Origin of the sequence: Rhodanobacter caeni (assembly GCF_039523575.1) — a bacterium.
Classification (GTDB): domain Bacteria; phylum Pseudomonadota; class Gammaproteobacteria; order Xanthomonadales; family Rhodanobacteraceae; genus Rhodanobacter; species Rhodanobacter caeni.
In genome coordinates this window covers 161,698-175,073 of sequence record NZ_BAAAFO010000002.1, presented here as the reverse complement: position 1 = coordinate 175,073, position 13,376 = coordinate 161,698, and the positions used below count along the sequence as shown (strand labels likewise).

At 62.9% G+C, this 13,376-nt stretch carries 8 protein-coding genes; 5 read left to right on the top strand and 3 right to left on the bottom strand.

Features of this window, described 5'->3' with window-relative positions:
- Positions 1 to 63 precede the first annotated feature (63 nt).
- Entirely contained in the window at positions 64 to 1,377 is a 1,314-nt protein-coding gene (locus ABD017_RS05335; RefSeq protein ID WP_343880941.1) for a gluconate:H+ symporter, read from the top strand.
- Between the two features lie 397 nt (positions 1,378 to 1,774).
- Here ABD017_RS05335 and ABD017_RS05330 read toward each other — a convergent pair whose 3' ends face one another.
- From ABD017_RS05330 to ABD017_RS05320, 3 genes are all read right to left on the bottom strand, one after another.
- Positions 1,775 to 2,131 (bottom strand): cysteine dioxygenase, encoded by a 357-nt coding sequence (locus ABD017_RS05330; protein WP_343880939.1) that lies wholly within the window; start codon positions 2,129 to 2,131, stop codon positions 1,775 to 1,777.
- A gap of 224 nt (positions 2,132 to 2,355) precedes the next feature.
- Positions 2,356 to 5,532 carry a TonB-dependent receptor gene (locus tag ABD017_RS05325; protein ID WP_343880937.1) on the bottom strand — a complete coding sequence of 1,059 codons (3,177 nt, stop codon included), beginning with the start codon at positions 5,530 to 5,532 and terminating at the stop codon, positions 2,356 to 2,358.
- A 237-nt stretch (positions 5,533 to 5,769) separates the two neighbouring features.
- Positions 5,770 to 6,948, bottom strand: a complete 1,179-nt coding sequence (locus tag ABD017_RS05320) for an endo-1,4-beta-xylanase (protein WP_343880935.1) — start codon at positions 6,946 to 6,948, stop codon at positions 5,770 to 5,772.
- A gap of 930 nt (positions 6,949 to 7,878) precedes the next feature.
- Between ABD017_RS05320 and ABD017_RS05315 the strand changes: the two genes are divergently transcribed.
- From ABD017_RS05315 to ABD017_RS05300, 4 genes are all read left to right on the top strand, one after another.
- Positions 7,879 to 8,307, top strand: a complete 429-nt coding sequence (locus ABD017_RS05315) for a hypothetical protein (RefSeq protein ID WP_343880933.1) — start codon at positions 7,879 to 7,881, stop codon at positions 8,305 to 8,307.
- A gap of 1,189 nt (positions 8,308 to 9,496) precedes the next feature.
- Positions 9,497 to 9,925 carry a hypothetical protein gene (locus ABD017_RS05310; protein WP_343880931.1) on the top strand — a complete coding sequence of 143 codons (429 nt, stop codon included), beginning with the start codon at positions 9,497 to 9,499 and terminating at the stop codon, positions 9,923 to 9,925.
- A 913-nt stretch (positions 9,926 to 10,838) separates the two neighbouring features.
- Positions 10,839 to 11,273 carry a hypothetical protein gene (locus tag ABD017_RS05305; RefSeq protein WP_343880928.1) on the top strand — a complete coding sequence of 145 codons (435 nt, stop codon included), beginning with the start codon at positions 10,839 to 10,841 and terminating at the stop codon, positions 11,271 to 11,273.
- Between the two features lie 918 nt (positions 11,274 to 12,191).
- Entirely contained in the window at positions 12,192 to 13,349 is a 1,158-nt protein-coding gene (locus ABD017_RS05300) for an FAD-dependent oxidoreductase (RefSeq protein WP_343880926.1), read from the top strand.
- The last annotated feature ends 27 nt before the right edge of the window (positions 13,350 to 13,376 follow it).

Genomic DNA, 13,376 nt, shown 5'->3' with positions numbered 1-13,376 from the left:
ACGCAGCGCCGGCCCAGGCCGTCGCGGCCATGCATGACGCTGTTCGCACCAGGGGAGTACTGGATGGTCACGTTTCTCATCATTGCCGCGGCGATTGCCGTGCAGATCTTTCTCACCGCACGCAAGGTCAGCCCGTTCCTGTCGCTGCTGCTGACCGCGATCCCGATGGGCCTGCTGCTGGGCATGTCGCCGCAGGAGCTCTTGAAGACCATCGACCACGGCGTGGGCAGCACGCTGGCCGGGCTGGCGCTGGTGATCATCCTGGGCGCGGTGCTTGGCAAGGTGCTGGAGGAGAGCGGCGCGGCCGAGAAGATCGCCACCACCCTGGTCGCCAAACTGGGCCTGCGCAACATCCAGTGGGCCCTGCTGCTGACCGGCTTCATGGTCGGCATCCCGCTCTACTTCAACGCCGGCTTCATCATCCTGATCCCGCTGATCTTCTCGCTGGCGCGGCGCACCGGCCTGCCGATCCTGCAGCTGGCCATTCCCACCGTGGCCTCGCTCAGCACCACCCACTGCTTCCTGCCGCCGCATCCGGGGCCAGTGTTCCTGGTCAATGCGTTCGGCGCCGACATGGGCCACACCCTGATGTACGGCACGTTGCTGGCGATACCCGCGGTGGTGATCGCCGGCCCGTGGCTGGCGCGGCGGATGAAGGCGATCGATCCGCCGATGCTGGAGCTGTTTGCCGGCCCGACCACCAGCCACCAGTCGCCGCCGGGCGCGTGGAGCTCGTTCTTGATCGCGCTGTCGCCGATCTGGCTGATCGGCCTCTCGGTGCTGGCCGACGGCGTGTTGCCCAAGGGCGTGCTGCGCGAAACCCTGATGTTCCTGGGTAACCCCACCATCGCGCTGCTGCTGGCCACGGTGGCCGCGTTCTACTGGCTGGGCTATCGCCGCGGCGCCGCGCTGGAAACCCAGACCGGCTGGCTCAATGCCGCGATCAGCGGCATCTCGGTGATCCTGCTGATCATCACCGCCGGCGGCGTGTTCAAGCAGGTGCTGGTGGACAGCGGCGTGGGCGCCACCATCGCCGCGCTCAGCCGCACCTGGCACATGACGCCGCTGCTGTTCGCCTGGATCGCCACCGCGCTGCTGCGGGTGATGATCGGTTCGTCCACCGTGGCCGTGCTCACCGCTGCCGGCGTGGTCGGCCCGCTGATCGCCACCACCGGCGCGTCGCCGGAGCTGATGGTGCTGGCGGTGGGCTGCGGCAGCGTGTTCGGCTCGCACGTCAACGACTCGGCGTTCTGGATGTTCAAGGAGTTCTTCAACCTCTCCATGAAGCAGACCTTCCTGTCGTGGACGGTGATGGAAACGACGATCTCGCTGATCGGCCTGGCCGGCGTGCTGCTGCTGGGCACGGTGGTGGGCTGAGCGCGAAGCATGGTTTTCGCTTCCCCCGCGCAGCGGGGGAAGCGAAAACCTGGTCCAGCGTCACCATCATGGCTTGGCGCTGCGGGCGCGGCGCATCCCGCTGATTGCGATGTCAGCCCTATAAGCTCCCGCGTTGCGGGGACGCCTTGCCGGCGGTTCATCACGGATGGCTCGCCGGCCTGTCCCGCGGCTGGGCTCAGAGCCTGTGAAGAAAACCACTTCCTGTGGTTTTCTTCTATCGCGCGTCCGGTACATGCCCGGACGCGCTCACGCGAATCAATCACTTGCGTGACCGATCCGCGTCCGGCCATCGGGCAACCGCTCCTGCGTTGCCTCAACTCGGGCCGTCCATGCCCTCGCCATGGCTGGGCTGAGAGGTTGAAAAAATCACAACCTCTCAGTCGTTCGTGAGTTCCAGCTCGGCGCGCTGCGGGGCGCTGTCCCAGCGTCCCTCGGTATCGCGATCGTAGGCGCGATAGCGCTCCAGCACGCCACCGTAGACGTGCAGCGACAGTGCGGGCCGTTGCGCGGAGAGGTTGCGGCAGCGGTGCGCGTAATCCTCTTCGGTAAAGGTGGTGTGATCGCCGACGCCCAGCAGGGTGATGTCACGCGGCGCCAGATGCAGGGCCGGCGTCACCGTCATCGTGAAGGATTCGACCTGCAACACGCCGTCCAGTACCAGCTCGATGCCCCACAAGCCGTCATGGTCATGGATGGGTGTCACGTGGCCGGGCGGCCACGCGATCAACAACACGGATCAATCGTTGGCATCGCGCAGCGAGACGCGCCGAAAACGACGGTCGGCGTCGCCAAAAGACGCGTCGTCCGACGTGGGGCATCCCTCCCACCACGGTGAACCGGGAATCCGGACGGGATTCGGGGTTCGGGATTCGCAAAAACAAAAGCAGCGCACGGGGTGCGCTGCCGGGAGGGGTATGATCCGCGCCGCGGGCGGCGCGGATCATCGGGCCAGCGTGGTCAGAACGTGGCGCGTACCACCACTTCGGCACGCCGGTCGTTGACGAACGTGCTGCGCAGGTAGAGGTTCTGGTCCACGAAACCGGACGGCGCCAGCGTGGGGTTGTTGATGCGGGCGTCGCTGTCGGCGTACGTCGACGGCCCCATCAGCACCCGGGTCTTGGTGTTGGTCAGGTTGTTGAGCAGCAGGCCGACCTTGACGTTCTTGTTGAAGCTGAAGAACACCGAGCCGTCCAGCTGGCCGAAGCGGTCGCTCCACACCGGCACGTAGGTGTCGCCCGAGTCCTGCTCGGCCAGCAGGTAGCGATCACGCCACGACCAGGCCAGGCGTGCCGACCACGGGCCATGCTCGTACATCGCCGTGAAGTTGTAGCTCTTCGGCGACAAGCCCTGCATCGGCAGCGGCCGGTTGCTGACGATGAACTCCGCATCGCAGCCGCCGTTGTTGTGGTTCGGGTCGCAGGACGTGGTGCCGGCGATGCGTGAGCTCTTCAGGTAGGTGTAGTTCGCCTGCACGCCCAGGCCGCTCCAGGCGCCGGGCAGGAAGTCGAAGAACTGCGAATAGCCCACCTCGAAGCCCTTCACCGTGCCGTCGCCGGCATTCACCGGGCCGGTCACCGGCACGGTCTGGCCGCCGATGTTCTGCAGCCAGATCTCGTCGGCGATGTAGTTTTTCAGCTTCTTGTGGAACAGCGTGGTGTAGAGCTGGCCGGTGGGCGCGAAGTACCACTCCAGCGAGGTGTCGAACTGGTCCGAGAGCATCGGACGCAGCGCCGGGTTGCCGCCGGAGGTGGCCTTCCAGCCCGCCAGCTCCGATTCGCCGCCCGGCGTCGCCGCCCACGAGGCGCCGACCTTCAGGTACGCGTTGAGCTGGTTGATCGCCGGCCGCGTGATGGCGCGCCCGGCGGCGAAGCGCCACTGCAGGTCGTCGGTGAACTTGTAGCGCAGGTTGAGGCTGGGCAGCGCGTTCTTGTAGGTGGTGTGGCCTTCCATCGGTTCGGTCTTGCCGCTGAACATCACGTCCAGCACCTCCTGCGGCCAGTCGCCCAGGTCGCCGGTGACGCTGGAGAGCGAGGGAAAGGTGACCGAGCCGTTCGACCGCACGCTGGTGCGCACCAGGCGCACGCCGACGTTGCCGTCGAAGCGGTCGTCGGGCGTGCCGAAGTACAGCGAGCCGTACAGCGCCTGGGTCTTCTCCCACATGTGGTTGTCGCTCATCGGGCTTCCCGGCGTGCAGGAGCCGTCGGTGGTTTCCTGCGGGCACCAGATGCCGCCTTCGAGCGCGTGCGAGCGCAACGCGGGAATCGCCTTGCGGTAGTTGCTGACCAGCTCGCTGCTGGGGAACCACAGCGTGGTGGGCACGTGCGCGTCGCCACGGTAGAAGTTGCCCAGCGTCTCGTAGGACTGCATCCAGCTCGGCAAGGCGTCGGCGCGGGCCAGGTCGTCGGGCGAGCTGTAGGTCAGCCAGTGCGTGTTGAGCGCGCCCCAGTTGTACGAGCTGTTGGTGTTGTTGCTGTAGCGGTGGGTGTCGGTGGCGCGGACGCCGACGCGCAATGTACGCACCACGTCGCTGTCGAAGTTGACCTCCAGGTCGAGCCGGCCGGCGCGTTCCAGGCCGTAGTCGTGCTGCAGATGATCCATCGCCGACCACAGGATGTAGTTGTGCCCGTCGGCCAGGTAGGCCGGGTCGGTGACGGTGACGCTGGGCACGCTGCCGCTGACGTCGAGCTGCAGCGGCGGCATGTAGATCTGGTTGTAGACCGTGAAATCCAGCGTGTTGCTGACGGACTTGGCCAACTGCAGGTCGCCGCTCAGGATCACGTTGTCGGTGACGTTGAACTTGAAGCCGTTCGACCAGTCGGTGGTCTGGGTGAATTGCTCGGCGTTGCGGTTCGTCGTGTAGTACGCGTTGTAGGAGAACGGTCCCAGCGCCGGGCTGCCGCGCCATGCCGAGGAGGTGACTGTGCCGGTCTGGAACACGCCACGATCGTCATAGGTGAAGTCGGTGCCGTCGGCCGGCAGCAGGTTGTAGAAGTTCGCCTCGTTGGATTGCACGAAGTGCTCGGACCAGTGCAGGTTGTAGTTGGAGCGGAAGAACTGCGAGTAGATTTCCCAGCGGTCGTTCGGCTGCCATTGCAGGCCGCCGTACAGGCCGATGCGGCGCCGGTCCATGTCCATGCGCCGCCAGTTGACGCCGCCGGGCACGTAACCCTGGCCATTGGGCGCGCCATCGGCCACCGTGGCGCCCAGGTCGTTGCGCCAGTTGCCGTCGGCATCCTGCAGCCAGGTGTCCGGGCCGTCGTTCTTGGTCGGGCGCAGCACGTACGGCTGCACCTGCACGCCGTCACTGCGCGTGGACAGTTCGGAGATGGCCACGTCGAACAACGCGCCGAACTTGCCGAAGGTGTCGCTCTCCCACACGTTGCTGAACAGGAACGAGGCCGCCGGCTTGTGCTTCTTCGCCATGTCGCCTTCGTTGATGCCGAACGAGAACGCGGTGGTCTTGCCGGTGTCGAACGGCATGCGCGTGCGCAGGTTCACCGTGCCACCGATGCCGCCCTCGATGATCTCGGCGGACGGGTTCTTGTACACGTCCACGCCGGCCATCAGTTCCGCCGGCACGTCCTGGAAACCCAGCGCGCGGCCGTTGTTGGCCGAGAAACTGTCGCGGCCGTTGAGCAGGCTGCCCACGTACGGCAGGCCGCGGATCAGCACGCCGCTGCCCTCGGCCGCGGGATGGTTCGGGTCGTCATCGGCCAGGAAGTGGTCCACGGTTACGCCGCTGATGCGCTGCAGGGTCTCGGTGACGCTGCGGTCGGGCAGCGCGTTGATGTCCGTGGCCGTCACCGAGTCGATGATCTGGTCGGCGTTCTGCTTGAGCGATTGCGCCGACATCAGGCTGGCGCGGATGCCGGTAACGGTGACGGCGCCCAGGTCCGATACGTTGTCCGGCTTGGCCGCCTTGTCCTGCCCGGCGGTGCTGGCCGGTGTCTTCGCCACCTGCGCGGACGGATTCGTCGCGGCGTCGGCGGCGGCGTCCTGCGCCAGCGTCAGGCACGGCGCACCGGCCAGCACCACGCCCAGCGCGATGGCCGCGGCAAGCTTCGTCTCGCGAAACCGGTGGTGCATTTGCGCGTGCACGCGCTTGCCCGGCAGCCCTTGGCTATTCCTCTTCATGTTGCCCCCTCTCGATGGATGGAATGCACGCAGCCCCGCTGCGCAGCCCTCATTTATGCCTGCGTGCCAGTATGAAAATCCCAAGCCTGGCCGAAGCGTCAGCGCAGCTTGGATAGCGCTAACATTCCTTCTGTATACCCGCGCCGCCAACGCATTCCTATACGACTTTTTCCAGTCCCGCGCGCGCTGCGGCGCGCTTTTGCCCGGCGCCGCACGCACTTGGCGCAGCACTGCGACCTAATGCCGCAACGGCACCGCCAGCACCGCGTCCAACGCCGGCTTGGGTTGGCGATCGCGGTCGAACAGCAGCGGGTAGTTGGTGCGGTCGGGGATGGGGTAGCCGTTCTTCCACGACATGTCGTCGCTCACGCCCCATACCGACACGCGCGCCAGCTTGTCGCGCTTGCGATGGAACAGGGCGAACAGCTCCGCGTAGCGGTCGGTCAGCTGCTGCTGCACGGCGGCGGGCAGTCCATCGCGGTAGGGGTCGAGAAACTTCTTGAACTCCGGCAGCTGGAACTGCGGATGGGTCATGCCCTGGCCGATGATCTGGCCCTCCTTGGTCAGCGGCAGCACGTCCACGTCAAGCTCGGTGATCGACACCTTGACCCCGGCGGCGGCATACGCGTCGATCGCCGCCTCGATGTCGGCCAGCGACGGATAATCCAGGCCCCAATGGCCCTGGATGCCGACGCCGTCGATGCGGATGCCATGCGCCTTGAGCATCTTCACCATGCGCACGATGCCCGCGACCTTCGACGGTCGCCACGCATTGAAGTCGTTGTAGTACAACTCCGTGTCCGGCGCGTAGCGCGCCGCGTTGGCAAAGGCCAGCCGCATCAATTCGTCGCCATCGCCGATGCCGCGCACCCATGCCGTGTCGCGGTACGCGCCGTCATCGCCAATCTGCTCGTTCACCACATCCCAGCTGTCGACGCGCCCGGCATAGCGGCCGGCCACCTTCTCGATGTATTGGCGCATCCGCTTGGCCAGCTGCTTGCTCGGCAGCGGTTGGCCGGCGTCGTCCTGGAAAAACCACTCCGGCGTCTGGTTGTGCCACACCAGCGTGTGGCCGACGACGAACATGTGGTGCTTCCGGCCGAATTCCACAAACGCATCTGCCGCCTTGAAATCCCACTGCTCGGGCAAGGGATGCACCACCTCGGCCTTCATCGCATTCTCCAGCGTGATCGCATTGAAGTGCTTCAGCACCAACGCCCGCGACGCCGCATCCTTGCCGCTGACGATGCTGTCATTCACCGCCGTGCCGATGAGGAAGTCGTGCGCATACGCCTGCTTCAGCGTCGTGGTCGGCGCATCGGCGGCGCGCGCCGGCAGCACGCAGGCGGCCAGCAGCAGGACGAGGGCGGATGCCGCGGCATGAATCGGGCGAAGGGCAGTGCGTCGGTGGGTCATGGTGGCTCCGGTGATGGCCGAGCTGCGGAAATGCGCGGGTGCAACGGCGATGATAGACAAATCACGCCGTCAGCCCGAAGCCACCCCGTCGCGCATGTCCGTGCTCGAAATCAGCGTGTTCTTCCTCCGTGTTACACCTCACTTTTGCCTGCGTAACTCATACGCCACCAAAGCTGCTGGATAACACCGTGGAATAGTTGACCCGTCGGCCCAAGTCTCCGGGCCAGGCCCGATATCCCGGCGGATTTCGTTGGTTGTGAGGCCAAGCCAGCCGCCGCATACTGTGTGCAACACCCGATTTTTGGGGTCTACTTAGCGTTAGGCGTCAGCACACATTCACTCATTCTAACGATCTATAAGGCACATCTAGCAGACTATGCAGGAGTTCGCAAATACATTAGCCGCCCTGTCTTTAGCAATGGCCTTCTTTGGAATGGCTACGTACACTGCACTTCTTTTATTTCCTTACATCAACAAACATGTTCGCTTAGAGAAGTTTTTTCTATCGTGGTTGCCGCTTGCATGGATATTGTACGTTGCGTCGCGGGTTGCTATAGCAATAAGTCGAGCCAGTGAGGGGTGTGCGGTAGCCTACGATAGGTTTGGCCATTCCGGAGGCATCTACTGCTACAGCGAAGAACCCATAAGCTACTTGTTTGCACTGTTATTTAGCCTCTTTGTGTATGCGTTAGGGGTATTCATTGGGCTAATAATTCTATTAGTAATTTGCGGCAAAAATAGCAGCAAAGCGATTTGACACGTTATGTCCGCTGCTATGTTGCTTCCAGTAGGACTTGCGCTCGTCCCGTAAGCTCCTAACTTTTCATTCAAGCGGACGGCTCCGCCGCCGCTTAATTCCAGCGTTAGGCCGCATTGAAACGTCTGCGGCGCGCCCACAGCTGCTTTACTCCACCATAACGGACAGTCCCGATGCCGCAGCTTTTCAAGCCCCGCCCCTTGGCCCTCGCCTTGCTGCTCAGCGCCTCCACAGTCGCGGCCGCGCAAGGAAACAACTCCTATGTTGAGGGCCTAGAGGACGCTATCGCCGCGTACACGATTTCGGACTTCGCGTCTCACGGCCCAAAGCCGGACGGCTTTCGGCAGGTGAACCTGCGCTTCCGTGAGACGGATACGGGTACGCGCAGCTACATGCTTTGTGGGCAGGTGCATATCGGCACCGCAGCAAAGGCAGAGTGGGCCGATTTCGCTACCATCAAGACGGACCCGTACGAGCAATGGCTGGGTGGCCCCGCCACGGACATGTGCGCCAAGGCGACTCCGGTAACCGGGGGTAGAGACCTCGCCCCCCTTCTAGCGCAAGAACTCGGTTCCAAGGCATCTCAGCCAGAATCGCCGTAAGTTGGGCAGTGGGGCTGCGGCCTAACAATTCGTCCAAGCCGACGCCGCTTCGCGGCGCGGCTTAACTCAGGCGTTAGGCCTTATGAGCATCGCAACGCGAATCTTCGTTCTTGCTCTGGCGTTATCGCTTCCTGCTCGGTCAGCGGCAGCATCGGACACGCTCGAATCCAATTGGCTGGGCCTCATCAAGACCAGTCTTGGGCCATCGTGCACCACCTCGCTCACAAAAGTTGGCACAACAGTCTTTGGTAACAACGGTTTTCGTGGTGAGCAGTGGTTCTTGCAAACTTGTCATGGTCCGGCAGAGTATTGGGTTTCGTATTACCCGCCTGCGGCGTTTCCGCTGCGAGCTAGTCCGTACGAGGTACAGCGGGCCTCTCCAAAAAGTTCTGCGGGTAGGCCTAACCCGTCGTCCAAGCGGACGCGCGAAAAGCCGCGCGCCGCTTAACTCCAGCGTTAGCGCACACATGCGAGCTTCATATTTACTCTGCGGCCTTCTTGTCCTTTCGGGCTGCTCCGCATCGCCGCCTCGTTCAGCGCGCACTGCGCCGGAGCGTTGCTATGCCAGTACAGACGGCCTTCGTTACAACAGTTTCGCGCTGCAGCTCAACCCAGATGCGTCGTATGTGTTTACACTCAACGGCGACGTCGGGCGTTGGGGGGAGGCTTCGGGCACATGGGAGCAAAAAGATTCGGCTATCGTTCTTCACGAAGCGTCCAACGATGGCTATGTCAAGTTTCCGAGCGTTCTAAAGATTCTTGGCGATGGTTCGCTCAAGTTGGACTATCACGGCCGCTATTACTCAGAGGGCGGCACAAATCTCTTGCCAATAAAGTGTGTGCGCTAACAACTCAATCCAGCGGACGCAAACCCGCTACGCGGGTTAGCGCCCCTGATTTCGGGCGTTAGTCGGTAGCTCGTGGAGGTTCTTCGTGTGGTGCGTTTCGCCCAGCTTCGCGCTGGCTTGTCGTCCGTCGCCGCAGCAACTTTTCGCGCGGCATCGTCGCAAGCCTGGGCATTCAAAGCTGGCAGTTTTGGGGCGGTCGGTTGTTCAAGCTGTGCGTTCGTCGTGGCAGTCGTTGTCGCCCGAGCATGCAGCGTCGCAACCGTCTAACATCTCGTCCAAGCGGACGCGCGAAAAAGCCGCGCGCCGCTTAACTCCAGCGTTAGCACTCACAGGGGAGAATCATGAAACGTGTTGCATTTTTGTTCGCCATCGTCGCGTTAGCTGGTTGTTCCACCACGCCCGTCACGCGCAGTGCATCTCACCCGGTCCCAGCGGCGCAGGTGATCGCTCCCGAGCTGCAGGCACCGTCAGCCAGCCGTACACTTCCAGTTCTACTCATTCGCGACGCCGGCTTCATGGGTAGTTTTGTCGGTGCCATCGTCGCAGTGGACGGCAAAAACGTGGTTATGCTCAAGCCTAGTCAGCGTTTCGAGTTTTACCTATCTGCTGGCAACCACATGTTCTCGGTCAAACAAGAAAAGAATCCGCTTGGTGAGCCAATGGGCGAGACCGACATAGAGATTCGGCCCCAAGGCCCAAACACATTTCGCCTCAGGTTGATCAGCGGCGAGGGGCCGCGTATTGAGCGGTCCACTCAAATCAATGAGTGAGTGCTAACAGTTCGGTCAACCGGACGCAAACCCGCTGCGCGGGTTTGCGCCGGTTACCTCAAGCGTTAGTCGGTAGCTCGTGTGGGTTCTTCGTGTGGTGTGTTTCGTCCGGCGTCGCGCTGGCTTGTCGTCCGTCGCCGCAGCAGCTTTTCGCGCGGCATCGTCGCAAGCCTGCGCATTCAAAGCCGGCAGCTTTGGGGTAGTCGGTTGTTCAAGCTGTGCGCTCGTCGTGGCAGTCGTTGTCACCCGAGCATGCAGCGTCGCAACCGTCTAACATCTCGTCCAAGCGGACGCGCGAAAAGCCGCGCGCCGCTTAACTCAAGCGTTAGTCGGTAGATCGTGTGGGCTCTTCGTGTGGTGTGTCTCGCCCAGCGTCGCGCTGGCTTGTCGTCCGTCGCCGCAGCAACTTTTCGCGCGGCATCGTCGCAAGCCTGGGCATTCAAAGCTGGCAGTTTTGGGGGAGTCGGTTGCTCAAGCGGTGCGTTCGTCGTGGCAGTCGTTGTCGCCCGAGCATGCAGCGTCGCAACCGTCTAACATCTCGTCCAAGCGGACGCGCGAAAAAGCCGCGCGCCGCTTAACTCAAGCGTTAGGGCGCTCGCTGAGGCATCCCATGGTCGGTGTGTGGTCGCAGCAACGTTACCTTGCTCGCGCAAGCCTGCCGCACCAGGCCGTCGCGCCGCAGCTTCGTTCCCGAGAACTCCAGGTGCAAGCCGCAGGCTGGCGGCCTTCCACTGGGCGGCCCATTGCCGAGTTGTCTCTGGGCAAGCCCTGCGTGGCAATCGGCTGGCGTACAGTTCCTGCAACGGGCTCAGGTAGTTCTGTCGCCGGCGCCCTAACTATTCGTTCAAGCCGAACTTGTCCCGCTACGCGGGCCAAGTCGGTTTAACTCAGGTGTTGGGCCGCAATTATGACGATGAATACTCACCTTTCTTTCTTGGCCACCCTCTTTGTAGTGGCCATCGTTATCGCCGGCTGTTCAAAGGAGGAGCCAAAAATGTCATCTGGGAATACATCTAGCTACCAACAAATTGCGCTGGAGTTCACTAAGTCATTGGCCGCGCGTGAATACCAAAAGGCTTACGCAATGACGAGCCAAGAGTACCGTAAGCGAACTACTGCCGAACAGCTGCGAACCGCATTTGAGAACATTGTACCTACCGACTGGGGCCAAATCGGTCCTATTGACGTAGGCCAAACCATGTCAAGCTGGCCCGGTAAGCGACCTGATGATGTTGGCTGGGCCTATGTGAGCATTGGTGGCGATGTATACAGTGAAGCCATTACCGTTGTTGTTGCGTCTGAGGGTGGGGAATCAAAAATAGGTGAGGTTGAGTTTGGTCGGCCGTAAATCGATGGCCGGCTCAGGACGGGGCCAGCCCAACAAGGCGCTCAAGCCGACGCCGGGGACAGCGCGTCATGTTTCCTAGTGTCTCGATGGCCGGCGCGGCTTAGCTCTGCGTTAGGGCGCACATGAGAAGTACCTCGGCGGCCATACTTCTTCTTTCACTCCTATCTGGCTGCGCGCATTGGTTCGGCCCTGCAGATGGCTTCTTCTACGCCGTTGGCTCAACGCCGGGCGATACGCCTTGCCAGCTGTCGGTAGCTCCCGTTGGCTCTACCGCAAACCCAGACCAACGAGCAGTTCTGGGGGACTTTCGTGAGAGCATCATCGTCAACCCATCGCGCAAGGGTCATCGTGCAACGCTAGTCTGTGACAAAGCAATTGTCGCTTCCCGTACATTCAAGTATGGTCGTGACGTACGCATCGGTGGGGAGCTGACAGTTCGTGCCAGTGCACCCTAACAATTCATTCGAGGCGGATGGCTTCGCCGCCGCTTAACTCCAGCGTTAGGCCTGGAGAGTCAAGGAAGAGCGATGCCCTGGGGCAAACGGTATCCTCAAGAACAACTGGCAGCGCGAGAAAATGGTGTCAGGGACAATCTGAATATAGACACCCTGCTGTAACCAGCTCTGAGCCACTTCCCGGAGCCCATATTCCCTTGGCCAGGCGACCTGGCGTATCAAACGGATCAACGCCCAAGCTCCTGCCGGCTCCGGGTTTCCCATCGCCTTGTGCGATAGTGCGTCCTCAATCATCGCGAAAAACGGCTGTCTGGCCCGCCATGCAAGTTGCACGACCAGACAGGCGCACACACGCCGCCCATGCGTTCGAGCTGGGTCGGCCAGCGTTTCCCCCGACATATGTCGGAGCTTGCTGCGAACTGTCGCGGGTCTAACCGCGCGGCTGCAGTCATCGGAGCGCGCCGTGAACAAAGAACTTCATTCATCCCCTGCGTCGAACTATCCACGCATCGCCATCGTCGGCGCCGGCCTTGGTGGGCTGACGCTTGCGCGCGTCCTGCACGTGAGCGGTATTTCCGCGACGGTTTATGAAGCCGAATCCTCGCCCGATGCGCGGGCGCAGGGTGGTTTGCTCGATATCCACGAATACAACGGCCAGCTCGGACTGAAGGCCGCGGGCCTGTACGAGGCTTTCCTCGCTCTCGCGCTTCCGGGCGAGGATGCCAAGCGGGTGATGGACAAAGACGGACAGGTGCTGCTCGACAAACCGGGTTCGGGCAGCAGCGCCAGGCCGGAAGTGGACCGTGGCGCGCTCCGTCGCCTGTTGATCGATTCGCTTCCTGCCGGCGCCATTCAATGGGGCCGAAGGCTCAAGGAGGCTTGCCGCCGCACCGAAGGAGCGCACCACCTTGTCTTTGCGGACGGCTCGACGGTCACGGCAGATCTGCTGGTCGGGGCCGATGGCGCCTGGTCCCGCGTGCGCCCGCTTCTGTCGAGCGCGGTGCCGGCGTACATCGGCACCACCTTCATTGAGACCCATCTGTTCGATGGCGATACCCGCTACCAGGCCAGCGCGAAGGCCATCGGCAGCGGCACGTTGATGGCGGTCGAGCCGGGCAAGGGCATCCTGGCGCATCGCTACGCGGACGGTGCGCTGCACACCTACGTTGCCCTGAACAAGCCGATGGCATGGTTCGACGCGATCGACTTCAGCCAGCCGACCGCCGCGCTGCGCCGGCTCGCCGACGAGTTCGATGGCTGGGCCGCCGAGCTGCGGACCCTGGTCACGGACAGCGATACGGCACCCATCGTGAGGCCTATCCATGCCTTGCCCGTGGACCATCGGTGGGATCGCGTCGCCGGCGTCACGCAGGTGGGCGATGCCGCCCACCTGATGTCACCGTTTGCGGGCGAGGGCGCCAATCTTGCCATTCTCGATGGTGCCGAACTGGGCCTGGCGATTCGCGATCATCCTGGCGACATCGAGGCGGCATTGGCCGCGTATGAGCGTGCGCTGTTTCCGCGTAGCGCCTCCGTGGCGCGCCAGACGGCCAGCAATCACCGCCGCTTCTTTGGCGAGCACGCGCCGCGCAGTGTGGCGGAGCTGTTTGCCGGCCACTAGCCGGGCGCGGTTGTAGAAGCCTACGGA